Source organism: Pseudoalteromonas sp. SWN29 (genome assembly GCF_015864465.1).
GTDB lineage: Bacteria > Pseudomonadota > Gammaproteobacteria > Enterobacterales > Alteromonadaceae > Pseudoalteromonas.
Genome location: NZ_JADYXE010000018.1, coordinates 1 through 12,420 on the forward strand (window position 1 = coordinate 1; position 12,420 = coordinate 12,420).

Here is a 12,420-nt window from a genome sequence, read left to right on the forward strand (position 1 = left end):
ATTCCATGCCGAACTCAGTAGTGAAACGAAACAGCGCCGATGATAGTGTAGCATTTGCTATGTGAAAGTAGGACATTACCAGGCTTCAAATTGTAGAAAGCCCGAATTTAACGATTCGGGCTTTTTTACGTCTGCAGAAAAGTAAAAATAGCACAATTAATCTACACTCATCTACTCCCATCATGTAGGTCGGGCGAGCGTAGCGACTCCCGATGCTTAAAATCACACCAAAATCACAATAAAATTTCTCAATATCTCAGTCGGCCAATTCAGTAGTATTTGCTAAGTGACTCTCTACCGCTGTGGGCACTACGACATCCTACTGCGTAGCGCACCTACTTCACATTGTAGAGAGCCCGAATCTAAAGATTCGGGCTTTTTTATATCTGCAGGAGAGTAATGTGTGAGTTATTATGATCTATTTATACCAATCTGCATAAAGATTAAGTCAATTTGATCCAGTCTCTAGAGCATATGCTTTTAACCGTATCTGGAACAGAAATGAATTTGTTCCACGCTTGCGAAACCTGTTCAACTATTTCTTCATAGCAACTAAACACACGATTAGATAGACAGTGTTGCCGTATCCAACTCCATACTTGCTCTATTGGATTTAACTCCGGGGAGTAAGGCGGAAGTTTTATTAGCGTGACATTATTGAATGGTTGTACAGTATCAATAGTATGCCAACCAGCGCCATCAACGATCACGACCGCATGACGTCCTGCCTCCGTGGCTTTTGATATTAATTCCATGTGTTGCGTCATGACGCCTTTATTGACGATAGGGCTGATCAGCGCTTCTGTTTTACCATTACTTGGGCACACTGCGCCAAATAAGTATCCATACTCAAACTGCTGTTGTTTTGTTGCACGAGGCCTCGAGCCTGTTTCAGCCCATAAGCGTGTTGTTTGATTTTGTTGTCCAAACCGTGCTTCATCTTGAAACCAAACATCAATGCGATCTAAAGGGAGATGCCCTGGGGTGTGAAGGATCGTTTCCACTTGGAACTTTTTTAAAAGCCTCTTGGCTTTCATTTGACTGCTTTGGGTGCTTAGAACGGCTTGTGACCCAACTAAACCCACGCTTCTTGAGCAGTTTGTAAATATGATCGGTGTGATATCTAATGTTGAACTGGTCATAAATATACTGAGCAATATCTTTCCCCATTAGTCTGCCTCCTTCTGAAGAACTTGCTGACTGTTTTACATAATCTGACAGTGTATTTAGTTGTTGTGAGGTTAATTTAGCTGGACGACCTTTAATCGGTTTGTTGTTCAAGCCAGTAACGCCATTGTTAAGGTAGCTTGAAACCCATTTATTGACACTGGCGCGCGCTGTATTTAGGCGCTTAGCAATATTCGTTCTGTTTTCACCCTCAAAGAATAATGAAACAGCAAGCAGGCGTATGCGTTTTCTTGCATTAGGCTCTTTACGTGATATAGCTAAAAGTTGCTTGGATTTTTCTAAGTTCAATTTAGTAAAAGTAGATAAGTATCAGTATGCTAATTAGATCACATAATTTGGCAGATTGGTATTAGTTATCAATTAAGCATTCTATGCAATTACATCCTTAATTGAGTAGAGATACCTCTAATAAAGTACTTAATACCAATTCCAATAAATAGCTGATCTATTTTACTTGCCAAAACAACCCATTTCTTTGTTGTCAATTTAGTAAAGGGAACAACCATTTACATCAATTTACGCCTAGAACTGAATTGTTTTTTCGGCGTAAAATTCAGATCACATACTTAATGGAATTGGTATAAGAAAGCTGTACTATTACAGGTGTTTTAAAATAACTATAACGAGAAACATATGAAATTATTAACTGCAGTAACTCTAATACTTGCTTCATCGACAGCTTTTGCACGCCCTGCACCGTTAGTGTCTATTCCTACTCATGATGCCTTTTTTAATAGTATTGCAGCGCATTGCGGAAAAGCGTTTGAAGGTAAAGTAATGGTAGATAATACGAAGGGGCCAAGTTCATTTGCAGATAAAAAACTGGTTATGCATGTACGTAAATGTACCGACACTGAGTTACAAGTGCCGTTTCATGTAGGGGATGATGCATCACGTACGTGGATCATAACTAAAACAGGGAGTGGCTTGAGCTTAAAGCATGATCATCGCCATGAGGATGGTACTGATGATGCATCCACTATGTATGGTGGCCACACATTGGATGCAGGCTTTGCACAAATGCAGTCGTTTCCTGCCGATCAATACTCTAAAGAGTTATTTGTTGCACAAGGGATCGCTCAATCTGTAGGTAATACATGGCAAATGTATATTTACCCAGAAGTATTTACTTATCGATTAATTCGCCAAGGACGTGAGTTTAAGGTGGATTTTGATTTAACTAAACCAATTACTCCACCGGTAGCGCCATGGGGTTATGAAAAATAAGTTTACTTTTCTTTTTTCTCAGGTGCTTCACATTGCAGTAAAACATTTAAGGCTGGTTGGTAGGCTCGTGGTTTAGTTGGAAAACGTTCGTATTCTTGTACGCCTTCTAGGACCTTTAACATAAAGGTTCTGCCACGACATAACTTATCTGCATGGCGCAGTAAAAACATACTTTGATTAGCGAAGTGTTTGTAATCGTCTGACTGTATTTCTATTTTATAGTTGTCTTCGCCAATTTTAGTTTGGTAGTAATGTACTTTATTATCAAAGTCGTATGATTTTTCTTTTTCGACAGTTTCGGCAAATATAGTGCCGACGCTCGAAAGGGCCACCAATACGCTGCCAATAACTAAGCGTGGTGTATTTAATCCTTTCATAAAAATGTATCCTTTAATTTGCGAACTTAATACCCATTAACTACTCATACAAGTTCGATTTCTTTATCTTTAGTCTAACACCCAAAAAGGGATAATGTGATGTTCAAACAAATAAAGCAGCTTTTTGCTGTATTCGATGATCAGGAACCTAGTATAAAGCAGCATGATTTAAAAACAGCAGTTGCGGCATTGCTTATAGAGGTTATGCGTGCTGATACTAAGCTTGACCATAATGAACAACAAACCCTGACTGTAACCTTAAAAAAATACTTTAATTTAACAGATTCAGAAGTTGAAGAGCTAACCACTAACGCAGCAAGTAGTTTAGAAGGCGCTATTGACTACTTTCAGTTTTCAAAACAAATTAATGAGCATTGTAGTGCAGTTCAGCGCATTGAAATAATAGAGCTACTATGGCGCTTGGCCTATGCTGATGGCGAAATAGATCCGCAAGAAGACTATGTAATACGTAAAGTAGCTGGGCTTTTATATGTAACGCATACAGACTTTATCGCCGCAAAAATAGCGGCGACAAAGTAATTAGTTATTTGGTAAGGCGTACTAAATTATTTTAATTTACTTGCAACGCTTACTAACTGATGAGCAAGTGCTGATACTTTTTCAGCTGTAACAGGTTCATTAATTTGGCCATTTTCATCAAGTAATGTGTGTACAGCGGGTATTGCAAGTTGATCTGCAAGTACTAACGACCCAATACCACTTAGTATATCGCGCACGTGATTTAAACCGCGTAACCCGCCAAGCCCGCCTGGGGATGCTGAAAATAAAGCGACTACTTTATTGCGAAAAGCTGGAACCGCACCTTGCTCTGTACGTGAGGTCCAATCAATAGCATTTTTAAGTGCAGCGGTAATGGAACCGTTGTACTCAGGACTTGCTAGTAAAATACCATCAGCTGCACGTAGTTTATCTTTTAAAAGTTGTACATCGCTTGGTGTACCTTGCGCTTCAATATCTTCGTTAAATAGTGGGATGTTTAATTCGTTTAGTTTTATTACTTCTACTTCAGCACCTGTTTGTAGAGCAAAACGTGCTGCCTCATTAATAATTTTTTGATTAAAGCTTTCTTGTCGAAGACTTCCTGCTAGGGCGATAATTTTTGGTGCTGACATGCTAGTGACCTTTTAGTGTTTAAACTTACAACGCTAATGTAGCAAAATTTTGCTTGTAGAAAACCCCAATAAACGCAACACTTGTGTGCGTAAATGCACATAAGTATAAGGTAAGCAGAATGGCGATTAAATTTGAAGATTGGCAAGACGTTAAAGTGGCGTTTGAAGTGGCGCGTTTAGGTACGTTAACGGCGGCCGCAGAAGAGCTTAATGTGCACCACAGCACAGTGCTTAGACGAATTAATAATCTTGAAAAAAACTTAAATGCACGGCTTTTTCATCGCCATGCCCGTGGTTACAAGGTTACTGAAATTGGTACCAAGTTATTTGCAACGGCGCAAACTATTCATAGCTCCTTAGAGCAGTTACATAACGATATAGCAGCAGCCGATAGCACCCTTAGAGGGAGTTTATTACTAACGACGGTAAGTGGTTTTATGGATGTACTTGGTGATGTATGTGAGCAATTTCAGGCGCTACACCCACAAGTGCAGCTTGAGGTTATTTTAGAACAAAAAAGGTTAAGGCTCGATCACGGACAAGCACATATTGCAGTGCGTGCAGGCCCAAGACCTGATGAGGGCGATTATATTGCTCAGCATTTAGCGCAGCTTTCGTCTGGCTTGTATGCTAATAAACGTTACATTAATAAGTACGGCATGCCTAAATTATTAAGTGATTTACAACAACATAATTTTGTATCGGGTGTGGCGGGTTTTAATGCCCGCGTGCCTTATTTTGCATGGGCTGATGAACATATTCCTGCATCGCAAATTAAGCTGCGAGTATCTGAAACCGCAGAAGCGACTCGTGCAATAATTAAAGGGCTAGGCATTGGCGGATTACAGCATGACGTAGCGGCGCAATATTCTGATTTAGTACCTATATTACACAGTGAGTTAAGCTGGCCTACCGATATATGGCTAGTGACACACCACCTAGTACATCGCACCGCTAAAGTACAAGCTTTTGCAGGATTGTTAAAAACACATTTTAGTAAGTTAGCCGTTAATCAATAATTTTGGCTGCGTTTTAGCCTGTACTTTAGATAGTTATAGTGTTTTTTTAATTTCAATCCCTAAGCGTTTAGCCAAGCGTACTAGGTTAGCTCTATCTAATTCAAGTACTCTTGCTGCTGCTGCCCAATTATAATTATGCTGTTTTAATTGCTCGGTAATTACGTTGTATTGCAGCGATTCTACAGCTTGCTTTAAAGGTTGGTTGATTAAGGTGTTGGTTGTACTTTGGCTTGCTACTAAAGAGTTTTGCGGCGCACTAGGTGTTAAATCACAGTGCTCGCTTGTAATGGTTATTATTGGATTTTGCCATTGGCTTTGTTTTGCTTTTAGGGCGCTGCGGCTAATGACATGTTCAAGCTCGCGAACGTTACCTGGCCAGTTGTACTGATTAAGCAATACTTGCGCTTCAGGGCTTAATTTTAATTGTTTTATCCCTAATTTACGGGCTGTTTGCTCAATAAAATAACCAGCTAAGAGTGTTATGTCGTGCTCGCGTTTACTAAGTGGTGGCACAGTAATAGGGTAGACACTGAGGCGATGGTATAAATCGGCTCTAAAGCGGCCTTTGGCTACTTCTTCTTTTAAATCTCTATTGGTTGCGGCAACGACGCGCACATCTACGTATTTTGACGTATCTTCACCTACCGTTTGTATTTCGCCACTTTGCAGCACTCGTAATAGTTTGCTTTGCATGGCAAGAGGCAGTTCGCCTATTTCATCTAAAAATAACGTGCCACCATCAGCTAACTGAAATTTACCTTGGCGTGCATTTTGTGCGCCAGTAAAAGCGCCTTTTGCATGACCAAAAAACTCACTTTCGGCAAGGTTCTCAGGAAGTGAAGCACAATTTAAGTGAATAAGCGGTTGATCTTTTCGAGCTGAATTTAAGTGAATATTACGCGCTACCAGCTCTTTCCCTACTCCTGTTTCTCCTAAAATAAGTACGCTAAAGTTAGATGCTGCAACAAGTTTAATTTCGTTTTTGAGCGTTTGCATTAGCGGACTTTGACCAATAATTTCGCCACCGTCCCGTGTTAATGCTTCGCGATTTAGCTCTTGCATTAATGCACTTGATTGCTGTGCATGCTGTTTGTAATGGGCAAGCTCTAAGGCCGTTTTAAAGTGCGCACTACACAGGGTTTGTAATGTGTTGAGTGTATCAGCGCTAATATTATTAAATGCATTAGCATTTAGGCTATCAAATGTGAGTACGCCCAGTAGCACGTTTTTATCATAAAGAGGTAACCCTAAACACGCATGCACCGGAATATCGCCGGTTTTGGCCAATAGCAGTCCATCATAGGGATCGGGGAGCGGGCAGTCGTGTGCAAATTGTAGCGCGAGTGTGCTTTTGCAAATAGCTTCTAGGCGGGGGTGCTCTACTATTTTAAATCGCCTGCCAAGACTGTCGGGCATTAACCCTTTAATTGCCAGTGGTTTTAATTGTTCACCCTGAAGTACTAATAACGCACTTGCATCACTTGGAATAACCCGTTCAACCGTTGCCAATAATTGCTCAAAGCTATGCTCGTGTAATGTACTTTGTGCGAGCTCTAAAGCGACTTGCGTGAGGTTGAATTGCTGATTCATGTCAAAATGACCCATACGTGTTTTTATGAATTGATTTATAGTAGGTCATAAAGACTCATGTTGTAAAGTGATTTCTCTTAAGTCATTGAACTAAATCGATTAAATTTGTTGGCACAGTATGTGTAATAGCTAAGTAACGTAGTTAGTTACAGAGATCGCCATGAACACACTAATGCTGAATAATTTAAATAGTCAAATACAGTTTAGTTCACTATACGAAACAGTATTAATTGCTGCCAATACTGCATTGGCTCTGAGTTTAGTGTGTATTACGGCAAGTATTTTAATTAGTTACACGTTTGCTGAATACTTTTCTATGGCGGTGCAAGTATCAGCTTATATTGGCACTATTGTTATTGCTGCTATTTTAAAAGTAAGTTACGTACTGCGCTGTATTGCACAACATGGCTTAGGGCAGGAGGTACGATAATGCGCCCTATAAACTTAACTGAACCAATGGCAGCACGCGTTGCTATTCATCAAGTATCTCAATGGCCGTTATGGATGCTAGCTTTTAGACCTTTCTTTTTAGGCGGTGGCTTATTGGCATTTTTGTCAGTGGGGTATTGGCTACTTATTTTAACAGGCTATGCCAGTTGGCATTTATCAATGCCGGCTACGTTATGGCATGCACACGAAATGCTGTTTGGCTTTGCAGGAGTTGTAGCTGTTGGCTTTTTGCTTACCGCAGCACAAACTTGGACTGGCGTACCGAGCATAAGTGGCAAAGCCCTTATGTGGCTTACGTTTATATGGCTTGCAGCGCGCTTAGCCTTTTTTGTGATATTGCCCGATATTGCTCATTTTAATTTATATGGCGTACTTACGTTACAAGTTATTTGGTGGCTAGGCGCTATAGCAGTGCTGGCGAATATGTTATTAAAAGCGAGTAGTAAAAGTAACTATCCATTTTTAGCTATTTTAGCTGTGCTATGTACGCTCAATGCACTGTATTTAATACTCGTTATAAAGCAAAACATGCAGCTTGCACTTGCTGTAGTTGATACTGCAGTGCTGGTAATTACTTTACTAGTTGGCATTGTTGCGGGCCGTGTTTTACCATTTTTTACCGCTAAAGGTCTTGGTTTAAACAAGCAAGTACGTACTCCTAAAATAGATAAAGCGGTGATGTATTTATCTATTGTGGCTATCACTGTATTTTTTATTAATAAGTTATTTTTGAACATTATTAATCCTGCGTTAGTTATTGCAATTGTTGCTGCACTTCACTTAATTAGGGCTGGTTTTTGGTGGGACAGCAAGGTATTGAGAGTACCTTTGTTATGGTCTTTGCATTTTTCGTACCTTACGTTAGGTGTGGGTTTAATGATGGTTGCATTTAGCTTTTATAGTAGTGCAATACAGTTTAAAGATGCGCTGCACCTTATCACTATTGGCACAATAGGTATGATGATTTTAGCAATGATGACGCGTGTATCGCATGGTCATACAGGGCGTACACTTACCATTCCTCATTACATGGCCGTTGCTTTTGCGTTTTTGCTTGTGGCCGCTATTACCCGTTCATTACTCCCATTTATTATTGGGCCTCACCTTGCTTGGCAAATAAGTGCTTTGCTGTGGTTAGTGGCTTTTTTATTATTTTTAATTCACTGCACACCTATATTAACGCGGCGTCGTGTTGATGGGCGTCGTGGTTAGTTCATCCATAGGAAAAAACATATGTTATCTGACAAAACCATTGAGATTGTTAAAAGTACCGTTCCGTTATTAGCAGAGGCGGGTACGGTTGTTACCGATCATTTTTATAAGCGTTTATTTAGCCATAATCCTGAGCTTAAAAATATTTTTAATATGGCGAATCAAGATACAGGTCGTCAGCAATTTGCACTTTTTAATGCATTAGCTGCGTATGCACAAAATATTGATAATTTAGCCGTATTAAAAGAAGCGCTAACACGTATTAATCATAAGCATACCAGCTTGAATATTTTACCTGAGCATTACCCTATTGTAGGTGCGCATTTAATTGGTACTTTAAAAGAGCTTATTCCTGAGCAATTTACTCCCGATGTTGAGTACGCATGGCGCGAAGCTTACGGCGTACTTGCCGATATTTGTATTACCGAAGAAGCTGCTTTGTATGAGCACAGTAAAAATAAACACGGTGGCTGGGTGGGCACTCGCCAGTTTGAAATAACCAACAAGCAAGTTGAATCAGAATTAGTAACAAGCTTTACACTTACGCCGGTTGATGGAGAAGCTGTTATTACACATAAGCCAGGGCAGTATTTAGGTATTAAAGTTAAGCCAGAGGGCGCTGAATATGAAGAAATTCGCCAGTATTCTATTTCGCAAAAAAGTAACGGTAAAAACTACCGTATTAGTGTTAAAAAAGAGCTACAACCAAAGCCTGGCATGGTGTCTAATCATTTACACTCATTAGAGCAAGGCACTATTGTTGAGTTATACCCACCGGCAGGGGATTTCTTTTTACGTAATAATACAAACCCAGCGGTACTCATTTCAGCTGGTGTTGGGCAAACACCCATGCTGGCTATGCTTGAAACGCTATTAAGTGATAATTCTAATCAAGAGGTTATGTATTTACATGCCTGCGAAAATACTCAGCAGCATTCGTTTTCAAAATATTTAAATGAGTTAAGTACAGTTTATAACCGTTTACAAACAATGACGTGGTTTAACCAAGCGACAGAAGGCGCTGACTTTACTGGATTAATGAACCTAAATGCAGTACAAGCACAGCTACCATTGAGTAATGGCGACTTTTACTTATGTGGTCCTGCTGGTTTTATGGCATTTATAAAAAACCAGTTACTTGAGCTAGGTGTTAAAAACGAGCAGATTCATTATGAAGTGTTTGGTCCGCATCAAGACTTGTAATAACGCTTTAAAATAGAAGAAAGCGTGCAGCGATATGCTGCGCGCCTTTTTTATAAACTTTAAAGTGCCTTATAATTCTTTACAGGTAACACCTTCAAGTACTGTAGTAAGCTCTTTTTTAGGATAGTAAAGTTCGCATTGGTTATTACGTAGTTGCAAAATAAACTTCTCAGATTTTATATTATGCGCGCCCATAATTACTCTGCCATCAGACCCTTTACTCATTGCATGATCAATTAGCAGTTCGCTACGTTTAGTAAATACCGAATCGGCAAGCGTTACTAGTGCGCCTCCCTTAGCTTGTTGAATTGCCTGTTGTAGTGTTGCAACAACGCTAGGGTTAACACTCGTTAATATAGCGGGTTTAGCTGGCTCACTATTTATACTGGTATCTTTTACACCTTGGCATCCGCCTAAAGCGAATAAGGTAGCTAATGGGAGTAATAATTTAGCCATTACCTTTCCTTACTCAATGTTGGCCACGTTAAGTCCATATTGCGCTGTGTAAATTGCGAAGGTACGTTTAAAGGAGCGAGTGATTCACGAGAGCTTGAAAAGTTTGCTGGCTCTGTTTTTGCTACAGTAGCCGTTCTAATTGGACAACTGCCATTTTCGACATGAAATAATGCAGTGGCTAAAACAGCTTCGTTACTATCGCCTAGTTGATGATCAAAGTCGTCCTCAATCTCACAGCCTTGCACATCGGCATCAAACTGTGGCGTAGAGGTTGGTGTAAAACCTGCAGCGTATTCACCAAATCCTTTACTATTTACACCACTAAATTGAATAGTGTAATAGGTTGTTGCGCAGTTATGAGTTGGGGTAAAGCCATACGGCTTACCGCAGGTTGTGTCGCCAATTAAAATAACTTCTGCGTCTATACCTTTTAAACCATTGATAAAAGCTTCTGATGCCGAACAGGTACCTGATGTGCTTAATACATAAACCTTCGATAGGTTCAAATCGGGTAGGCTTTCTCCAGTACTAAAAAAAGTAGAGTAATCTATTTCTTCATCAATAAATGGGAAAGGCGAATCAACGGGCTGTTTATCGTTTTGTTGAGTTTGATAATAAAAGCGGTTGTTAACGTTGGCATTACCGGCAACCATATAAGCTAATTGTGCCGACAGTGCTAATAAACCACCACCGTTATACCTAAAGTCTATTACAAGCTCATCAATACCATCGGTTTTAAACTTATTTACCGCAGCAATAAGGCCTTCTTGGGCAATACTTATATGGCTATTAAATTGCATGTAACCCACGCTTGAGCCATTTGCGGTTGTAATTGTTTTAACGTTTTGAACAGGTGTTTGCTCAATATTGCCAGCGGTTACATTAAATGTTTTTTCGGCGCCATCGTTACTGCGTACAACAATAGTATGTGAGTCGCCGTTAGTAGGACTAAATAAACCTTCGTTAAGTGTGTCTACACCCGACTCTGTATTGGTATTAATGCTAACGCCGTCAACTGAAAGTACGGTATCGCCGCGCTGAAAGCCTTTATTGCTAGCTGGAGAATCATCTTCAAGATAAGCAACGCGTAAAATACGATCGGCTGTATCGCCAATAAACGCCCAATTTATACCGTAACCAGAAGTAACGCCCGATTGTGCTTCTTGAAAGTAATCCTCAGAAGGCTCTGAAAAATGAAAGTTATCTTTTTTTGCACCTGAGTCGGTAAGCTGCTCTGTTTTTAATTGAGCGAAGTAGTCGGCGACTGTTGTAAAGCTTTCAGGGTCGTTATCGGCAATCTCATCATACCAAAGGTAGGTTTCATCGCTCCAAGAGCGAAGCCAAATTTTTTCGTAAAGGGCTGAACCTACTTTATCTGGGTAAGGGTCGTTGTTGTTAAAGGGATCGTTACCTGTGCGGGGTGTTTCGCAAAAGTTTTTTAAATCGTTAGAGGGTTCAAATACGCCTGCAGTCCATGTTGAAGTGTTACTTATGGGTGTTGTAACTACAGGAGCAGCGTCGATACCGCTACCGCCGCCACAACCTGTTAGAGCAAAGCCCGAAAGTGCTGCAAAAATGGCAAGCGAGGTTTTATTATTTTTAAACATAATTAAGGACTTTCTGTAAATAAGTTGTTTCAAATATTACAACACTCGCTCATTTATTCAACATTTATAACTTTGATTTATGTAAATGAGTGTTAAAGCTTGCTCGCACTACTTGTATCGGCAAATGCTTGCTTCTTCCATGCATTAAATAATTTTTGTTGTTTGTCTGATATTTTTAAACCGTATGTTTTTTGCATATAAGCGTAGGTGTCAGCTATACGTTTTCGTGCGTAAACAGGCGGTTCTACTACACGTTGCTTAAAGTTTACTTTTACTTCGCAGCGGCCATATTGTGTTGCGTTTTCGCTAAGCATGCCAAAGCGATAATTAGAGCGATCGGCATTAATTTCGCCGATAGCTGGCGCCAAGTTATTTATATCAGCTTCCATTTTTCTAAATTTAGCACTTACTTTTCGGCAGTTTTTACGCCCACCATCTTGCCAGCATTGTAGCTGGTGACCAAATTCCCACGCCGGAACAATGTGTTCCCATTCAATACGTAGAGCTCGCACATTTACTTTGCCTGAGCGGGTAAGGGTGTTTCGAGGAATGTAACCACAGTTAGTCGGATCGGGGGTTAGTTTTTTACCTTCTTTTTTAATATCACAGCCGCAGTAAATGCTTTTAGCGTTATCAGGTAGGGTTTTAATTAGATGTCTTTTAGCGGTTGAAAAGCGGGTAAATTGTTCGGCTGATACCGAAACACACACACAACAAGCCAATAAGGCCAGAATAAATCGAGTCATATCCATCACATATGTGAACTACAGGAATGCTTAGTTTAAAGCCTTGAAGATAAAAGATAAAGTTAACTTAAGGCCTGTACTTATATTACTAAAAAGTGTCTAATTAATTTTTTCTTCAAAGTTATTTTACTATTCATTTATTTCTTACTATTTATTGTATTTTAGCTACACAAGATTATAAGTTAAGGAGTATGCTTAAAGCTTACTCAATA

13 protein-coding genes are annotated in these 12,420 nt (G+C 39.8%); 6 read left to right on the top strand and 7 right to left on the bottom strand.

Going from position 1 to position 12,420, the window contains the following annotated elements:
* Positions 1-443: 443 nt before the first annotated feature.
* Positions 444-1,476, bottom strand: a protein-coding gene (locus I6F53_RS08630) for an IS630 family transposase (protein ID WP_197239174.1) whose coding sequence is annotated in 2 segments (ribosomal slippage) — positions 444-1,016 and positions 1,018-1,476 — 1,032 coding nt in all. Because the reading frame shifts where the segments join, the coding sequence is not laid out codon by codon here.
* A 345-nt stretch (positions 1,477-1,821) separates the two neighbouring features.
* On the opposite strand from I6F53_RS08630, the gene I6F53_RS08635 reads away from it, so the two are divergent.
* On the top strand, positions 1,822-2,415 hold the full coding sequence (locus I6F53_RS08635; protein ID WP_197239176.1) for a hypothetical protein: 594 nt from the start codon (positions 1,822-1,824) through the stop codon (positions 2,413-2,415).
* Positions 2,416-2,417: 2 nt separating this feature from the next.
* Here the strand turns inward: I6F53_RS08635 and I6F53_RS08640 are convergent, their stop codons facing one another.
* On the bottom strand, positions 2,418-2,792 hold the full coding sequence (locus tag I6F53_RS08640; protein ID WP_197239177.1) for a hypothetical protein: 375 nt from the start codon (positions 2,790-2,792) through the stop codon (positions 2,418-2,420).
* Positions 2,793-2,891: 99 nt separating this feature from the next.
* On the opposite strand from I6F53_RS08640, the gene I6F53_RS08645 reads away from it, so the two are divergent.
* The gene (locus I6F53_RS08645) at positions 2,892-3,332 is read left to right on the top strand and encodes a tellurite resistance TerB family protein (protein WP_165741123.1); all 441 of its coding nucleotides are present in this window, start codon (positions 2,892-2,894) and stop codon (positions 3,330-3,332) included.
* A gap of 26 nt (positions 3,333-3,358) precedes the next feature.
* On the opposite strand, the gene I6F53_RS08650 is transcribed toward I6F53_RS08645, so the two are convergent.
* A complete protein-coding gene (locus I6F53_RS08650) occupies positions 3,359-3,925 on the bottom strand; it encodes an NADPH-dependent FMN reductase (protein WP_197239178.1) in 567 nt (188 codons plus the stop codon).
* A gap of 119 nt (positions 3,926-4,044) precedes the next feature.
* Here I6F53_RS08650 and I6F53_RS08655 point away from each other — a divergent pair, with 119 nt between their 5' ends.
* Positions 4,045-4,944 carry a LysR family transcriptional regulator gene (locus I6F53_RS08655; RefSeq protein WP_197239180.1) on the top strand — a complete coding sequence of 300 codons (900 nt, stop codon included), beginning with the start codon at positions 4,045-4,047 and terminating at the stop codon, positions 4,942-4,944.
* A gap of 33 nt (positions 4,945-4,977) precedes the next feature.
* On the opposite strand, the gene norR is transcribed toward I6F53_RS08655, so the two are convergent.
* A complete protein-coding gene (gene norR, locus I6F53_RS08660; protein WP_197239181.1) occupies positions 4,978-6,534 on the bottom strand; it encodes a nitric oxide reductase transcriptional regulator NorR in 1,557 nt (518 codons plus the stop codon).
* A gap of 160 nt (positions 6,535-6,694) precedes the next feature.
* Here norR and I6F53_RS08665 point away from each other — a divergent pair, with 160 nt between their 5' ends.
* Genes I6F53_RS08665 through hmpA form a run of 3 tightly spaced genes read left to right on the top strand, consistent with a single transcriptional unit; the run spans position 6,695 to position 9,399 of the window.
* Positions 6,695-6,964, top strand: coding sequence for a hypothetical protein (locus tag I6F53_RS08665; protein WP_197239182.1), 270 nt, complete (start codon positions 6,695-6,697; stop codon positions 6,962-6,964).
* Entirely contained in the window at positions 6,964-8,196 is a 1,233-nt protein-coding gene (locus tag I6F53_RS08670) for an NnrS family protein (protein ID WP_166420573.1), read from the top strand. The genes I6F53_RS08665 and I6F53_RS08670 overlap by 1 nt, the downstream gene beginning before the upstream one ends.
* A 21-nt stretch (positions 8,197-8,217) precedes the next feature.
* Positions 8,218-9,399 carry an NO-inducible flavohemoprotein gene (gene hmpA, locus I6F53_RS08675; protein ID WP_197239183.1) on the top strand — a complete coding sequence of 394 codons (1,182 nt, stop codon included), beginning with the start codon at positions 8,218-8,220 and terminating at the stop codon, positions 9,397-9,399.
* Positions 9,400-9,468: 69 nt separating this feature from the next.
* Here the strand turns inward: hmpA and I6F53_RS08680 are convergent, their stop codons facing one another.
* The 3 genes from I6F53_RS08680 to I6F53_RS08690 form a co-directional block, all read right to left on the bottom strand.
* Positions 9,469-9,855, bottom strand: a complete 387-nt coding sequence (locus I6F53_RS08680; RefSeq protein WP_166420575.1) for a hypothetical protein — start codon at positions 9,853-9,855, stop codon at positions 9,469-9,471.
* The gene (locus tag I6F53_RS08685; RefSeq protein WP_197239184.1) at positions 9,855-11,462 is read right to left on the bottom strand and encodes a S41 family peptidase; all 1,608 of its coding nucleotides are present in this window, start codon (positions 11,460-11,462) and stop codon (positions 9,855-9,857) included. The genes I6F53_RS08680 and I6F53_RS08685 overlap by 1 nt, the downstream gene beginning before the upstream one ends.
* 92 nt (positions 11,463-11,554) lie before the next feature.
* Positions 11,555-12,208, bottom strand: a complete 654-nt coding sequence (locus tag I6F53_RS08690) for an endonuclease (protein WP_149594727.1) — start codon at positions 12,206-12,208, stop codon at positions 11,555-11,557.
* Positions 12,209-12,420: the final 212 nt, after the last annotated feature.

What these genes read in the sequence shown, in the direction of transcription:
- I6F53_RS08635 (WP_197239176.1), top strand. Translation starts at nt 1,822, where the DNA reads ATGAAATTATTAACTGCAGTAACTCTAATACTTGCTTCATCGACAGCT.
- I6F53_RS08690 (WP_149594727.1), bottom strand. Translation starts at nt 12,208, where the DNA reads ATGACTCGATTTATTCTGGCCTTATTGGCTTGTTGTGTGTGTGTTTCG.
- I6F53_RS08685 (WP_197239184.1), bottom strand. Translation starts at nt 11,462, where the DNA reads ATGTTTAAAAATAATAAAACCTCGCTTGCCATTTTTGCAGCACTTTCG.
- I6F53_RS08665 (WP_197239182.1), top strand. Translation starts at nt 6,695, where the DNA reads ATGAACACACTAATGCTGAATAATTTAAATAGTCAAATACAGTTTAGT.
- I6F53_RS08645 (WP_165741123.1), top strand. Translation starts at nt 2,892, where the DNA reads ATGTTCAAACAAATAAAGCAGCTTTTTGCTGTATTCGATGATCAGGAA.
- I6F53_RS08670 (WP_166420573.1), top strand. Translation starts at nt 6,964, where the DNA reads ATGCGCCCTATAAACTTAACTGAACCAATGGCAGCACGCGTTGCTATT.
- norR (WP_197239181.1), bottom strand. Translation starts at nt 6,534, where the DNA reads ATGAATCAGCAATTCAACCTCACGCAAGTCGCTTTAGAGCTCGCACAA.
- I6F53_RS08655 (WP_197239180.1), top strand. Translation starts at nt 4,045, where the DNA reads ATGGCGATTAAATTTGAAGATTGGCAAGACGTTAAAGTGGCGTTTGAA.
- I6F53_RS08650 (WP_197239178.1), bottom strand. Translation starts at nt 3,925, where the DNA reads ATGTCAGCACCAAAAATTATCGCCCTAGCAGGAAGTCTTCGACAAGAA.
- I6F53_RS08640 (WP_197239177.1), bottom strand. Translation starts at nt 2,792, where the DNA reads ATGAAAGGATTAAATACACCACGCTTAGTTATTGGCAGCGTATTGGTG.
- I6F53_RS08680 (WP_166420575.1), bottom strand. Translation starts at nt 9,855, where the DNA reads ATGGCTAAATTATTACTCCCATTAGCTACCTTATTCGCTTTAGGCGGA.
- hmpA (WP_197239183.1), top strand. Translation starts at nt 8,218, where the DNA reads ATGTTATCTGACAAAACCATTGAGATTGTTAAAAGTACCGTTCCGTTA.